Origin of the sequence: Nostoc sp. (genome assembly GCF_036917195.1) — a bacterium.
Lineage (GTDB): Bacteria > Cyanobacteriota > Cyanobacteriia > Cyanobacteriales > Nostocaceae > Nostoc.
On the sequence record NZ_JBALDG010000033.1, the window covers coordinates 41179 to 56178 of the forward strand.

Genomic DNA, 15000 nt, shown 5'->3' on the forward strand with positions numbered 1-15000 from the left:
TGTTGAGTAAGGGAAACACCCTCAAGGTATGGGCAAAGTTGCTCGGATGCTAATGGCTACTCCATTTACAACAGTGCAAAGCTGGTGGAGAAAAACCTTTTCTGCACCAACAACAGATGAAACCACTACTTTTTACAGAACTTGGCGTAACCGTTTTTTGTGGCAGAGATTACGTTTATGGTTATGGCTGGCGCTGATCTGTCTGTTATCTTTTACTTTGCGAGACATTTACGGCTTGTTTTTCCCTTTTCAAGAGTTGGAGAAACTGCCAGAAGTACTTAGAACTCAACGCCTTGTAATCAATATTGCAATGCTCCTGAGTATACTGATCTGCTTTGCTTTACATAAAACTAAATTAGGTCGTGAGCGTCCAGATTTATTATTTTTGGGGTCTTCTTGGTCAATTAGTTTAGCATCCCAGTTGTTTGCAACTCTTAGAGGTTTCGCACTACCCGATACCTTCGGCTGGTCACTGCTGTTCTTGAGCCAAGCTGTGTTGATGCCTGTCTGCTGGATTATTCACTTGCTGACTCAAGTGAGTGTGTTGGTTTACTATTTTGGTGTGAATACGGCACTTGGGCTAAAAACACTAACCCCTGAACACCCAGAAATATATAATGTAACGTTCATTTTATACATTTTTTGGTTTTGTATTATATGTGACATTGGTGTTTATCTGTACGATCGCCTGCAACGTTCTGAGTTTTACGCCCGTCAAGAACTGGAATCTGCCTACCAAAAACTCAAGGTTGCAGAAGCTAAATATCGCAGCATTTTTGAAAACGCTGTTGAAGGGATTTTTCAAAGCAGTCCCGATGGACGTTACATTACGGCAAATCCGGCTTTAGCACGGATTTATGGCTACTCTTTCGCGGAAGAGGTGACAGCAAATTTTACTGATATTGAACATCAACTGTATATTGATCCGAACCGCCGGGCAGAATTTGTGCGCCTGATGGAAAAGGATGGCAGTGTTTCTGAGTTTGAGTCCCAAATTTATCGCCGAGACGGGAGTATTGTCTGGATTTCAGAAAAAGCCTACGCAGTGCTTGACGAACAAGGAAAACTGCTTTATTACGAAGGTTTGATTGAAGACATTACCCAACGCAAACAAACTGAAGAAGAACTACGAGTATTTTTCCATGCAGTTTCCCACGACTTACGCAACCCAGTGCTGGGTACTTTAATGGTGCTGAAAAATTTGCTTGCACGTCCAGAGGATAATATTTCGATTTCCCGCTCCATTTTAGAGCGGATGATTCAAAGTAGCGATCGCCAACTGAACTTAATTAATTCGTTGATGGAAGCTCATGTCAGCGAAGTGCAAGGTGTTGTTTTACAACGTCAAGCCGTACAATTACTGACAGTTGTCGAAGCTGCGATCGCTGATTTAGAGCCATTGCTAGAGCAAAATCAAGCCTTGACAAATCTAGTGTCCGCAGATTTGCCCTTAGTGAATGCTGATCCCACGCAACTATGGCGAGTTTTTTCTAACTTAATTGTTAATGCTCTCAAACATAATCCCCCTGGATTGGTCTTGACAATCAACGCTATCCGTAAGGATGACAAAATTTATTGTACTGTTAGTGATAACGGCGTGGGAATTAGTCAACAGGATCGGCTTTTTGACCTTTACTTTCGGGGTGCAAGTATCCGCAATTCTGTAAGTTTGGGATTGGGCTTGTATTTATGTAAGCAAATCATCAATGCTCACGGCGGCGAAATTGGGGTGAATAGTGCATTGGATGCAGGGGCAACATTTTGGTTTACCTTACCTATTAGTTGACAGCGATGGCTACGCCGACGCCTGTGGCGAGCGCTGGTATTTTTGGCAGTATATAGCCTACAATGTCCAACAGCATTTTTAATTCAATCAGTACCTGCAATATTGGCTTTAGTACTTTTAGGATTGGGAAAGTTTGAATAGAATTTAATAATAATTATTTAGTCATTCCAAAAAAAAGAAACAGATAGAACAACCAAATCTGAGTAAAAGTGGTGATATTATTTCATCATCAAGTTTGGAATCTAGTTACAAAATAATAAAAAGTTGAGGTTTAAATATGAAAAAATTTATCTGGTTTTTGCCAGTGTTGGCAGTTCTAACAACATGGCTACCAAGTTCAGATGCTGTCTGGAAATATCTTTTCTTCTTGCGCCTGCCTATTTTGATGGGTTTATTCCTTCTGTTTCTTCCTAAACTTGCCAAGGATTGGCTGCCAGCCATGTTGAAAAATCTATTTGTCCTTCGCAGCAAATGGCAACTGGCAGTCGTAATTGTGAGCGCAATTGGAGCCGGAACATCAGTAATTTCAGTTGCAGCCATCATTCTGCATAACGCACCAGCTCGCTTTGCTGTACCACCAACAATAGAAATTTCTGAATTTTGGCAATATGGAATAGCTATTGCCTTAAGTTTATACATTTGCATTATCGCCTTTGATCTCTCCCAAGAGAAGCTGAACAACAAGGAAAGACGGTGGGGAGCATTTGTAGGTGCGTTATTGGGAATTGGGCTACTATTTGTTATTAGTTTTATCAGAGACTGGTTAAGCTCAAACGCTTTCTTAAAAAAGATACTTGCTGATATCGTTTATTTCGTAGGCAAACATAATACATTTGGTTATATTAATCCTCAAACAGGTGAATTGAGTGGGGGACATCTGACAGCAATTGCTTATCTTCTAATTGGAGTAGTTATCTACATTACGGTTGGTTTACGTTTTAATCCCAAATCAGAAACAAATCGACCTGAAGCGCCGGCACTCCTATATGTGCTACTTATCATATCGATGGTGACACTTTTCTATGGAGGTGCAACATTCTATTTTGATTACTTTCGGATTCCTGTACTAATTTTATTTATTGCTTTCTCAGCTATTAGCTATATTGCCTTTAATGTTAATCACTTTTTTCAAGTCAATAAATTCAAGGATAGTGAAGATAAAAAGAGAGACAATAGGGATTCAACTAATTTCCAAGAATTGCTAAAAAAGCGTCTCCAACATCAAGAGGGAGAACGAACTTTAGTGATTATTTGTGCTAGTGGTGGTGGAATTCAAGCAGCAGGATGGACAGTGCAAGTGTTAAGTGGTCTCCAGGAATTATTAGGAGAGTCATTTACCAAAGCAATTGGCTTGATTAGTGCTGTCTCAGGCGGTTCAGTAGGAACAATGTACTATCTAGATCGCTTTAATAAAGATGGCTTTTTAGAAGAGAGCGAACAGGAAAAATCTAACAAAACCAATAGTTTTTATGCTGCTACTAAAGATAGTTTAGATGCCGTTGGTTGGGGTTTTGCTTATTTGGACTTATGGCGATTCATCGGATTTCCATTCATTGTTCGCCCAGAGTTTGATCGTGGTACAGCAGTTGAGATAGACTGGCAGGGTGAAATGAAGGAACCGAAAAAGATAAAAACCTTTGGAACCTGGCGAAAACAGATTTTTGATGGCGAAATTCCTATTCCTGTATTCAATGCCATTTTAGTCGAAAATGGTTGGCGATTTTTGATTACTCCAGTAACCTTTAGCAACACTCCTGAGAAACAGAAACAGTATATAGACTTCAATACTCTTTATGAAGCCTGTGATATCAATGTTGTAACGGCTGCAAGACTATCAGCGACTTTTCCCAATGTCTCTCCCATCTGTCGCGGCAGTGTAAACATCCAAAATAAGAATTATCACGTTGCGGATGGAGGTTATTTCGATAACTCTGGCTTTGTAACGGCAGCTGAATGGCTGGATGAACAGCTTAATGAATGGTCAAAAACTGAAAATAGTTTAAATGTAAAACGAGTCCTTATATTGCAAATCAATCCTTTTCCTAAATCTGCTTCAACAGAAAACGTGCAGGGGAATGGAGGCTGGTTTATGGCGACTATAGGGCCATTACTGGCAATGTTCAAGGTACGCGATCCGATTTTAGCATCTCGAAATGCAAAGGAAGCAGATTTGCTGACCAAAAAATGGGAGAACAAGGTAGATATCCAATACTTTCCCATTTTCTTCCCCTCGGAATCTGAAATATCTTCAAAATTTGCAGTATCTGAATTTTACAAAGATGGTCGGTATCGTCCGCCTTTATCCTGGAAGTTAACTGATAAAGAGAAGCAAGCTATTCAAGATGGTTGGGAGGCGATAAAAATAGGAAAGAACATTCAAAAAATTAAACAACTGTGGCACAAAACTTGGAATATGCCAAATTCCACAGACCTTACACCAGAAGATTAACTACTTGCTTTTGGTGTGCGTAGCAAACTTTAAGAGCAGGGGTACGAGTGTCAGTCAAAGGGTTAAAGGTGACCTTTTTTGAATTAAAAATTAAGAATTTTGAAGAATAATTTTTAATTAATTTTGGGTACAGGCCTCTACCCTGCGGAAATTAAAATGTAAAATTAAAAATGCAATAATTTTGATTTGCTTCTTCAATTTTTCATTAATAATTTTTAATTATTAATTGATTGTGGTGGTTTCAAGCCCCAAATAATTGTAATTTTTCATTAATAATTTTTAATTGTTAATTTCGAGAAGCGACTTTACAGGAAATAGGAAGGTGCTAATTAGAATCATAATAAAAAACAGAAGTTCAGACGAAACTTTTATGCTGACATTTACCCAACTTAAACCACCTAATCCTGATGCCGCAGTCACTTTTACTCTGGCGCTGACAGCAGAAGAACGTACCCGCAGTCGTCATCGCTTTGAAACGGCAGATGATAAGGTTGTGTTTTTACATTTACCCAGAGGAACTGTCTTACACGATGGCGATATTCTGCAAGAAGAAACCCATAGCAGTTTAATCAGAATTACTGCCAAACCAGAACTAGTGCTGACTGCCTTTGCCCAAACACCACTTTTATTACTAAGGGCAGCATACCATCTGGGAAATCGCCATGTACCTATAGAAATTACTCCAACTTATTTACGCTTGTCCTCAGATTCTGTTTTACGCACAATGTTGGAACAATTGGGGTTAGAAGTTAAAGAAGAAATTTTACCGTTTCAGCCAGAATTGGGAGCTTATGGACAACACTATCATGCTCACTGATAGCCATCTTTTGAGTATTTTGCAGCTGGCTAGCCCCGCTTTGCCTGTGGGAGCATATAGCTATTCTGAAAGCTTGGAAATGCTGGTGGAAAATGGTACGATCGCTAACCAGACACATCTCAAAGATTGGTTAAAAGCAGAGTTGCTCTACGGGGCAATTCGACTAGAGGCAGTGGTGATGGTACGATCGCAGCAATCTGCAAAAATGGGTGATGTAGAGTCGCTATGCCATTGGAATCTGTGGTTATCCGCTGCTAGAGAAACAGAAGAGTTACGCGCTTCTAGTTGGCAGATGGGGCGATCGCTGATCCAATTACTTGGTAAACTAGAACCGCAGATTGTGCCTATTGCTAATGCTGTAGGTAATCCTTGCAATTATGCGATCGCTTTTGGCATTGCTGTTGCCCATTGGCAAATCAGTATCAAAGCTGCATTACTCGGATATCTGCATAGTTGGGCAAGTAATTTGATTACTGCTGGCGTCAAACTTATCCCCCTTGGACAAACAGCAGGACAGCAGTTATTGCTAGATTTGCAACCATTATTTAGTGCTGGGACATCGGAAATTCTCGCGTTGGAGGATGATGAACTCGCCTGTTGTAGTTGGGGTTTGTCGCTGGCGAGTATGCAGCATGAAACGCAGTATACTAGGTTGTTTAGGAGTTAGGGGACAGAATAATTTTAGATTTTGGATTTTGGATTAAATAGGACTTAAGCAAAAAACCTATCAAACTCTTATTCCTCTGCGTCCTCTGCGTCCTCTGTGGTTCGATTTTCCGTTACCTGTGCGTAAGTCCAGTTAAACAATCTAAAATCTAAAATCGTTCGACTGAGCATACCCCTTCGGGGAAGCAAGCTACGCGTAGCGTCTCGTAGAGAAGCCGAAGTCTAAAATCCAAAATGGTGTGACTTATGAATGCATTTCGAGTGGGGGTTGCTGGCCCCGTGGGTTCAGGGAAGACGGCTTTGGTAGATGCTTTGTGTAAGGGATTGCGTGAGCAATATCAGATTGCGGTGGTGACGAATGATATTTATACTCAAGAGGATGCTCAATTTTTAGTGCGTTCTCAGGCGTTGGTAAGCGATCGCATTTTGGGTGTAGAGACTGGTGGTTGTCCTCATACTGCTATCCGTGAAGATGCTTCGATGAATTTGGCGGCAATTGAACAGTTAGAAGAACGTTTTATCGATTTGGATTTAGTTTTTTTGGAAAGTGGCGGTGATAATTTAGCTGCTACTTTTAGTCCAGAATTGGTGGATTTAACGATTTACGTCATCGATGTTGCAGCTGGTGATAAAATTCCCCGCAAAGGTGGCCCCGGCATTACTAAGTCTGATTTATTAGTGATTAACAAAACTGACCTTGCCCCCTACGTTGGTGCAGATTTAAGTGTGATGGAACGAGATGCTAAAAAAATGCGCGGCGATAAACCTTTTATTTTTACTAATTTGAAAACTCAGTCTGGACTTGCAGATGTAATTAACTTTGTTTGCACAAATATTTGTTAAAAAAGAAAATTAGAATGAGGCAGTCAGGGCGAATAGAATTCGCGGAGTTTACGGGCACACAAACAGAGCTTTCCTGCGTGGGGTAAAGCTTTTATAACCCACGGAGATGGATAAAGCCTCGTGTAGATACGGTTCTAACCACTTTCTACAAAACCCGTAGATGACTACTTCGCACGCGTTCAGCACTACCAGTAGGAATTGCAGCAATTAATTTTTGCGTGTATTCCTCTTTGGGTTCCAGATAAATACTTTCGGCTGTCCCTTCTTCAACAATTTGACCGCGATTCATGACTAAAATGCGATCGCTCATAAATTTAACCACACTTAAATCGTGAGAAATAAAAATATAAGTAAGCTGAAAGTCCGACTGTAATTCTTTGAGAAGATTTAATACCTGCGCCTGTACTGAAACATCCAGCGCTGAAACTGATTCATCGCAGATAATAAATTTAGGATTTAACGCCAAAGAACGGGCTATGCAAATCCGCTGACGTTGACCGCCAGAAAACTGATGGGGATAGCGGTTAATTGCATCTGCACTCAACCCTACCCGTTCTAAAAGTTCGACTACCCGTTGGCGTCGTTGTTGCTTGGTCTTACCAACAGAGTGAATTAACAATGGTTCCATCACCGCGTCCCCCACCTTCATCCGTGGATCAAGGGAACTGAAAGGATTTTGGAAAACTATTTGCATTTCCCGCCGCAGTTTTTGCAACGGTTCTCCTTTGAGGCTAGTAATATCTTGTTTCTCAAAGATAATCTCACCACTCATCGGTTCAATTAATCGCAGTAAGGTTCTACCAAGGGTGGTTTTACCGCAACCAGATTCTCCCACCAAACCTAGTGTTTCTCCTGGTTTGACATCAAAGGAAACGCCATTAACTGCCATATTGTAGCGTTTTGTACTACCAAACACCCCGCGCACCGGAAAACCAACTTTCAGGTTGCGGATTTGCAGCAGGGGTTCCTTATCATTAAAGCTTGTCAATCTTGCAACAATCTCTTCAGTGGTGACTTCTGTGGGTTGTGCGGGTTCTTTCGCTTGAATTACTACTTGTCCTGTTGGTGTCTCTTCTGCACTCATGTAATCAGAAACAGTGAGTAATTTTTGGGGACGGCGGTCAAGTGAGGGGCGACAGGCTATCAAACCTTTAGTATATGGATGCTTGGGACTGCTAAAAATTTGCTCAGAAGTACCAGATTCGACAACTTTGCCTTTATACATCACCGCTACTTGGTCAGCAATTTCCGAAATTAGCCCTAAGTCGTGGGTGATGAAAATCATTGCCATGTCACGGCTTTGTTGCAATTCTTGGATTAACTCCAAAATTGTTGCTTGCACTGTCACATCCAAGGCTGTGGTTGGTTCATCGGCAATTAAGATTAATGGGTTGCAAGAAATTGCCATTGCAATCATCACCCGTTGCAACTGACCCCCAGAAAGTTCATGAGGGTATCGTTCCAGCATGGCTTCTTTATGTTCTTTAACCAACTGTGACAACTTTGATGGTTCTGGTTTCGATGAATTGTTGTTGGTTTGAGGCCAAGTTTCGATATACTGCTGCTGTATCTCCTCATCACTAGGTAGAAGTTTAACCTCTTGCAGACCTGCGATCGCAATTTGTCCTGCTTGGGCTGCTGACACATTTTGATGCCGCATAATCGCTTCTGTTAGCTGAAACCCAATGTTATAAACCGGATTGAGCGAACTCATTGGTTCTTGAAAAATCATGGCGATGTCGCCACCCCGGTGCAACTGCATTTGCTCAGGAGGCAATTTTACTAAATCGATTGCGTTGGCATTCTCCTGAGGACGAAACCAGATTTCACCGCCAGTAACCATACCGGGAGTTTGCAACAAACCCATTACAGCAAGGGCTGTCACTGATTTACCACTCCCCGATTCTCCTACTATTCCTAGAGTCTCACCTCGATGTAGCGCAAAGGAAATACCATCCAAAGCTCTGTTAATGTTGCCATCGCTGGGAAATTCAACTTGGAGATTGCGAACCTCTAGGACAGTTTCTCTCATAGGAGTTGGGTAGAAATCTTAACTTAAAATTATCTGGATTTTAACAAGAGTTTTGATGTATATGTGGGTAAATTTGGTTTTTACACTCCTTGGCAGTTTTTCACTGCTTAGACCTCAACCACAATATACACGCATTTGCGATGTTGAACTGCCTGTGATTTCTGCAAATCGTCATCGGCTGATGGTATCCTCTGGTTTCAGAGTTTCTGTGTTTCCATCACATGATTAACCACAGAAAGTTGCCACCACGAACAAAACAGCCAAAAGAGCAAATCCGTAAATTGGTTAAAGAGCGTCGCTGCTTCTAATAAAGGCAAAAGTAAAACCGATGACCCCATTAAATACTTTGCCGCTCCAGATAATCAAGACTTAGATGGGTTAAATACCTCTGAAAGCCAGTCTCAAAGCTGGATTTGTCGCCTTTTCTTGCACCCTATGGATAAATGTACAATTTTCTTAACCTGTCACGGATGCTACTTGACAGACATTTTAAATAAAGATTGCAATATATATTTAAGTAACATATAATTAATTTTGTTTAAGATATTTTATATACACAAGGTAAAATTTAGACTTGAATGCCTTAGATATAATATTTACCTACCCGATTTAGTTAATCAAATTTAAATCAGCAATTAATAAAACTATTTAAATTTGGAGGTTTTTGAGAGTAAATCCAAGCAGACTCTAACAACTTAAATTGCTATTTAATGATTATAAAAGTATAAAAAAATACGTTTTCTCAATTTAAATACTGCTAAATACCAAGAACATAAATTTTGTACTTATAATAAAAAGGCACTGTCTGATAACTAGTAACTTGAGTTAATACATAGATAGTTACGGTTGATTGAATATGTCGAGAATGAAGAGTTTTCATCTAAGGATTGATTAACTAATGATAAAGATGAGTAGAGATAAACCCTCATTTACCAAGGACATATCAGCATCGTTTGTCGTGTTTCTTGTCGCTCTTCCTCTGTGTATGGGTATAGCGATCGCCTCTGGTGTTCCTCCAGCACGCGGCTTAATCACCGGAATAGTAGGGGGAGTTGTTGCCGGTTCTATTTCTGGTTCTCCTTTGCTGGTGAGTGGGCCAGCAGCCGGATTAGTAGTGGTTGTTGTAGAAATCGTTCAAAAATACGGCATTGAAATGGTCGGGCCAATTCTGGTATTAGCAGGTCTGATCCAATTTTTGGCAGGTATATTTAGACTAGGCCAGTTATTTCGCGCTATGTCTCCCGCCGTTATCTACGGAATGCTAGCAGGTATTGGGATATTAATTATCGCTTCCCAGTTTCATGTCATGCTAGATGACTCACCTCATACACATGGGCTAGATAATTTACTGGCAATTCCTAGTGCTATCCAGAAAGCTGTCACCCCCCAGGATGGATACCTGTACAAGATTGCAGGGCTACTTGGTATAATGACAATCGCAATTATGATCCTCTGGGATAAATTTAAGCCGCGCCGTTTGAAACTGTTGCCTGGTGCTCTCATAAGTGTAGTTTTAGCTACTACCGTTGCTACAGTATTTGACTTACCAGTTAACTACGTTGACGTACCAAGAAACTTGCTGCAAGCAGTTCAACTACCAAGTTTTGCTAGCTTACCACGCCTCTTAGATGCACCAGTTCTGCTACAAGCATTCACGATCGCACTCATTGCCAGTGCGGAAAGTTTACTCTCCGCAGTAGCAGTTGATCGACTGCAAACTGGGCCAAGAAGTGATTTTGACCGGGAACTAGCAGCACAAGGGATTGGCAACATGGTTTGCGGCTTTCTAGGCGCTTTGCCAATGACAGGAGTAATTGCTCGTAGTTCTGTCAACGTAGAAGCAGGCGGAAAAACGAGATTATCTGCAATACTTCATGGCCTATGGCTGTTGGTTTTAGTGGTTGTTGCACCTAGCTTACTGAGGATGATTCCGACATCTTGCTTGGCGGCGATTCTAGTTTACACAGGCTACAAGCTAATTGAAATAAAACACATTAGCCACTTAAGAAAGTATGGTCGTTTACCTGTGGCGATATTCTTCGCCACCCTCATAGGAATTATCACCACCGACCTTCTTTCAGGTGTGCTAATTGGTATTGTTCTCACCTCATGCACCCTAATTTATAAAATGTCCCAACTGAGTATCGAAGTTGTAGAAAATGAGGAAAATCATCAGCAAGTAGATATTTATCTACAGGGAGCAGCAACCTTTGTTAGGCTACCACAATTGGCGAAAACTCTAGAACAAGTGCCACCAGAAAAGAACTTATATGTCCATTTAGAAAACCTGGCTTACATAGACCACTCTTGCCTTGATTTATTATCGCTATGGGCAAAACAACAGCAAGAAAGGGGCAGCATAGTGATTATGCGATGGGAAGGGCTAATGGCACGCAATCGTAAGCCTTTTGAAGTTAATCCGCAATTAGATCCGTAGAACTAATTCAATTGTCATTTTGAGGGGAGCAAAACATCTTTAAATTCTTCTATCCCTTATGTTCCGCTCAAAATGACACTTCTAATTTTTGACTTTTGCAAGAAGTCTAGTATATCGTTCTCTATCCATGACTCGCCGGATAGCAAAACTCAGCGATCTCTCAAACGCAGACAAAAAAAATAGCACATCCTCAAGGATGGCTATTTGCAGAAATTGTCTAATCGTAATGTTTAGTTAGCAAATTGAATACACGCTCAACTACCAACTTTAGAACGGAATATCATCTGGATCTGGTTCTTCCTCTTTCACTGCTGGATAAGTGGTTCGCTCATAATTTGTGGGTTGGGGTACGGGTTCGTAAGTTTTCACTTGGGGAGTAACGCCAACAGGATTTGCAGCTGGGGTAGGCGCTGGACGTGGTGACTCGTAAGTGGTAACCTCTTTCTGTGGAGGACGAGATGCTGAAGATGGTTGTCGGGGAGCAGTTTCAGTGAATGATGGAGTTACAGTTGCTGAGGGTAATGGATCGGTATTAAAACTACCTCCAACAGATTGAATTTGTTGTACTGTCAATTCAGCGCGTTTTTCTTTAAAACCTTCTTGACGATCAACAGTATTCATACTTAAACGTCCTACCAAGATAACGCGATCGCCTTGGTGGTAGTTTTGCTGAATTTCTGTTGCTAAATTCCCCCAGCCAACAACTTTTAGTGTGGCTGGCGGATCTTCTGGTTTCTGGGAATTGGGAAACTGCACCAGCATTTCCGTGACTCCCAGATTATCGGCTGTATAGCGGAGTTGCGGTTCGTTGATAATTTCTGCCATCAAAACGCAGCTGTTCATTAAAATTACTCCTGACTGCAAAAAGTACTGATTCAAAAAGAGAAGGTTTTTCTATGTAGTGCCAATTAATATCTAGATAGGTTTAATCTTTTGTATTTTTTAATAATGGTTGAACGAATTTCCTACATCCACTCTGAGTTTTTAGTCCTTTCTAGCATAAAAGCCAAGCGATCGCTTTGAACTGCATTGAGTATGCCGTTCGCCACCCTCGCCTGACTAAATGAGCATTGAATTCTATATGGAGTAGTATAATTGTACCATCAATTCCTTAAAGAGAAAAAATTTTTGCCAAAAATTAAGTCTTAACGTGAACTGGAAAAACACCCAAGGCAATCAACCTGGCTGGAAGGTCGCGCAAGATGGGTAAGCGCAAAAACGCAGGTGGTACAAAGGTGCGATTTGAGGTGAGAACCGGGGTCAATACCCGCTTTTGGATAAAAGTTTGAAACGCCTGAATGATGCGTGTGGGCAACTCGCGTTGACGTTGTACTTTTGCTAAGTCGCTAAGTTGTACTTCTCGGTTTTTGAGCGGTTTGCCGAGTACATTTGCCGCAACTACAGCATCTTGAATTGCGTAATTAATGCCAACTCCACCAACGGGGGACATTATATGAGCTGCATCACCGATGAGTAACAAACCTTCACGATACCAGCGTTTGACAAGGCTGGACTCGACTGATAGAAAAGCTATTTGTGACCAATCATGTAAATTTTGGATGGGTTGCTGGAATTCTGGCACCACTTCGACAACAGATTTTTTTAATTCCTCCAAACCCGCAGCCCTTAGTTGTTGATAGCCTCCTTTAGGAATAATATAGGCAACTTGCCACTCATCACCACGGTCAAGCATAGCGATTAGCTTACCTTGACCAAAACGCCCCATTCCCCCTTCAGAGTCTTCTGGCTGACGTGGTAGGCGAAACCAGAGGACATCCATTGGCGGCGAAGTTTCGATGGATTCAAACTCACCCAAGTGGCGTAAACGTGAGTGGCGACCGTCTGCACCTACTGTCAGTATTGCCCGGATTTCATGCCAACCACCGCCTCCTCGATAGCGGACACCTTGAATCACGCCATTTTCGGTAATTAATTCCTGCACATTCGCACCCATTACCAGATGGAAATTAGGATATTTTTGTGCTTCTTGAGTGATGAACTCCAGGAATTTTACCTGCGGAAGCATTGTAATGTAGGGATAATGGGTTTTTAGATGACTAAAATCTGCGAATGTGACACTATCTTGAGGAGTTTGAATACTAATTTGGCGCATTTTGGTATGGGGAAGTCCTAGCAAGCGATCGCTAAGTCCCAATTCCTCCATAATTTCCATCACTGATGGATGAATCGTATCGCCACGAAAATCACGATCCAAGTCTTTGTGTGCTTCCAGCAACATCACCGAAATGCCTTGACGCGCTAACAACAGCGCCAATACTGCTCCTGCTGGCCCCCCACCCACAATGCAACAATCTGTGGTTTGTACGTCTACAATGTCATGGACAGGGTTAACACTTGGGTCTTGGGAAAGATTTTTAGGTACATCGGTAGTCATAACAACACCTCTTGACAGCCCTAAAATTTAGAATAGTTTGCTTTTTATGGTAAAAGCTGTTTTTTTAACTTTTCGTATTTACCCTGAACGTGTATTATTATGAGCGCTAAACTGTCATTGGTCATTGGTCATTGGTCATTAGTCATTAGTCATTAGTCCAAATCCAATGCCCAATGCCCCATGCCCCATGCCCAATCACAATAATTAGTTGTGTCCCAAGTTATTTTAGAAAACGTTTATAAAAGTTTTTCCTCGCGTCAAGGGGAAAGTGTTACCTTACAAATCCAATCTCCTCTCACGCTTGGGGAGAAAACTAATGCAGCCCAAGAACGTCCAGGAAGTGTTAACGTCTTGCGGCGGATTAACCTAACGATCGCAGATGGCGAATTTATGGTGCTGGTGGGCCCTTCTGGTTGTGGTAAAAGCACTCTGCTGCGGTTAATCGCCGGGTTGGAAGTGATGACTGGCGGTAATATCTGGGTAGGCGATCGCTTGATCAATGACCTACCACCCAAGGAACGTGACATCGCAATGGTATTTCAAAATTACGCCCTCTATCCTCACATGACGGTGTATGACAACATCGCCTTTGGGTTACGCCGTCGTTTTGGGAGAGCAGGGGGAGCAGGGGAAGCAGGGGAAGCAGGGGGAGAAATTACTCCCTCATCTCCTTATCTTCGGACGTGGGCTGAAAATCTTTTTGTGGGGGCGACAAGAAGGTTACCTAAAGGACTGCGCTACATTTCTGACAAAGAACGGGCGGTGAATGAGCAGGTGCGTAGTGTTGCTCAACTGTTACAAATCGAAACATTGCTGAATCGCTTACCCAAACAGCTATCTGGGGGACAAAGACAACGGGTTGCATTGGGACGAGCGATCGCGCGTGACCCCCAAGTGTTTTTAATGGATGAACCGCTTTCTAACTTAGATGCCAAACTGCGGGCGGAAACCCGCGCCCAAATTGTCAAATTGCAGCGCCAATTGGGGACAACGACAATTTACGTTACCCATGACCAAACAGAAGCGATGACAATGGGCGATCGTATTGCGATTATGTCTGAGGGTAAAATTCAGCAAGTTGCTTCTCCCCTAGAACTTTACAACCGCCCTGCCAACCTTTTTGTAGCAGAGTTCATTGGTTCACCACCGATGAATTTTATTTCTGTGGAATTTCATGCCCCGCAGTTGATTACTCATTCCCAGTTTCGTTTCACCCTGCCAGAAGTTTGGGGAAAAGCTTTACAAAAATATGATGGAAAAACTTTAATTTTAGGTATTCGCCCAGAACACTTAAATTTGAGTCTTCCTGCTACAAAAAATCTCCCAGTACAAGTAGATTTAGTAGAAAATCTCGGCAACGATTCCTTTCTCGCTGTTAAGATTGCCGAACCAGGATCTCAACCTGCCACTACAGCCAATTACCTACAAGTGCGAATACCACCAGACCGATTTGTACAAGTTGGTGAGCAACTATGGTTATCACTAACTCTAGAGAAAATTCACTTTTTTGACCCAGAAACTGAGTTAGCGATATTTCCCTAAAACTATCCGCGTTTAATTGATAGAATACGCACT

At 41.8% G+C, this 15000-nt stretch carries 10 protein-coding genes; 7 read left to right on the plus strand and 3 right to left on the minus strand.

Annotated elements, in window-relative coordinates:
- Window positions 1-28 precede the first annotated feature (28 nt).
- The 5 genes from V7K40_RS11365 (at window position 29) to ureG (ending at window position 6561) form a co-directional block, all read left to right on the plus strand.
- Window positions 29-1786, plus strand: coding sequence for an ATP-binding protein (locus tag V7K40_RS11365; protein ID WP_334959516.1), 1758 nt, complete (start codon window positions 29-31; stop codon window positions 1784-1786).
- A gap of 277 nt (window positions 1787-2063) precedes the next feature.
- Window positions 2064-4235 carry a patatin-like phospholipase family protein gene (locus tag V7K40_RS11370; protein WP_334959518.1) on the plus strand — a complete coding sequence of 724 codons (2172 nt, stop codon included), beginning with the start codon at window positions 2064-2066 and terminating at the stop codon, window positions 4233-4235.
- 370 nt (window positions 4236-4605) lie between these two features.
- On the plus strand, window positions 4606-5052 hold the full coding sequence (gene ureE, locus V7K40_RS11375; protein ID WP_334959520.1) for an urease accessory protein UreE: 447 nt from the start codon (window positions 4606-4608) through the stop codon (window positions 5050-5052).
- Window positions 5027-5719, plus strand: a complete 693-nt coding sequence (locus tag V7K40_RS11380; protein WP_334959522.1) for an urease accessory protein UreF — start codon at window positions 5027-5029, stop codon at window positions 5717-5719. The genes ureE and V7K40_RS11380 overlap by 26 nt, the downstream gene beginning before the upstream one ends.
- 245 nt (window positions 5720-5964) lie before the next feature.
- Window positions 5965-6561: an urease accessory protein UreG gene (gene ureG, locus V7K40_RS11385; protein WP_334959524.1), complete on the plus strand. Its 597-nt coding sequence runs from the start codon at window positions 5965-5967 to the stop codon at window positions 6559-6561.
- Between the two features lie 145 nt (window positions 6562-6706).
- Here ureG and V7K40_RS11390 read toward each other — a convergent pair whose 3' ends face one another.
- Window positions 6707-8593 (minus strand): ABC transporter ATP-binding protein, encoded by a 1887-nt coding sequence (locus V7K40_RS11390; RefSeq protein ID WP_334959526.1) that lies wholly within the window; start codon window positions 8591-8593, stop codon window positions 6707-6709.
- Between the two features lie 907 nt (window positions 8594-9500).
- Between V7K40_RS11390 and V7K40_RS11395 the strand changes: the two genes are divergently transcribed.
- A complete protein-coding gene (locus V7K40_RS11395) occupies window positions 9501-11030 on the plus strand; it encodes a SulP family inorganic anion transporter (RefSeq protein ID WP_334959528.1) in 1530 nt (509 codons plus the stop codon).
- A 267-nt stretch (window positions 11031-11297) separates the two neighbouring features.
- Here the strand turns inward: V7K40_RS11395 and V7K40_RS11400 are convergent, their stop codons facing one another.
- Window positions 11298-11873, minus strand: a complete 576-nt coding sequence (locus tag V7K40_RS11400; RefSeq protein ID WP_334959530.1) for a single-stranded DNA-binding protein — start codon at window positions 11871-11873, stop codon at window positions 11298-11300.
- A 295-nt stretch (window positions 11874-12168) separates the two neighbouring features.
- Entirely contained in the window at window positions 12169-13425 is a 1257-nt protein-coding gene (locus tag V7K40_RS11405; protein ID WP_334959532.1) for an FAD-dependent oxidoreductase, read from the minus strand.
- 210 nt (window positions 13426-13635) lie between these two features.
- Between V7K40_RS11405 and V7K40_RS11410 the strand changes: the two genes are divergently transcribed.
- Window positions 13636-14967, plus strand: a complete 1332-nt coding sequence (locus tag V7K40_RS11410) for an ABC transporter ATP-binding protein (protein WP_334959534.1) — start codon at window positions 13636-13638, stop codon at window positions 14965-14967.
- Window positions 14968-15000: the final 33 nt, after the last annotated feature.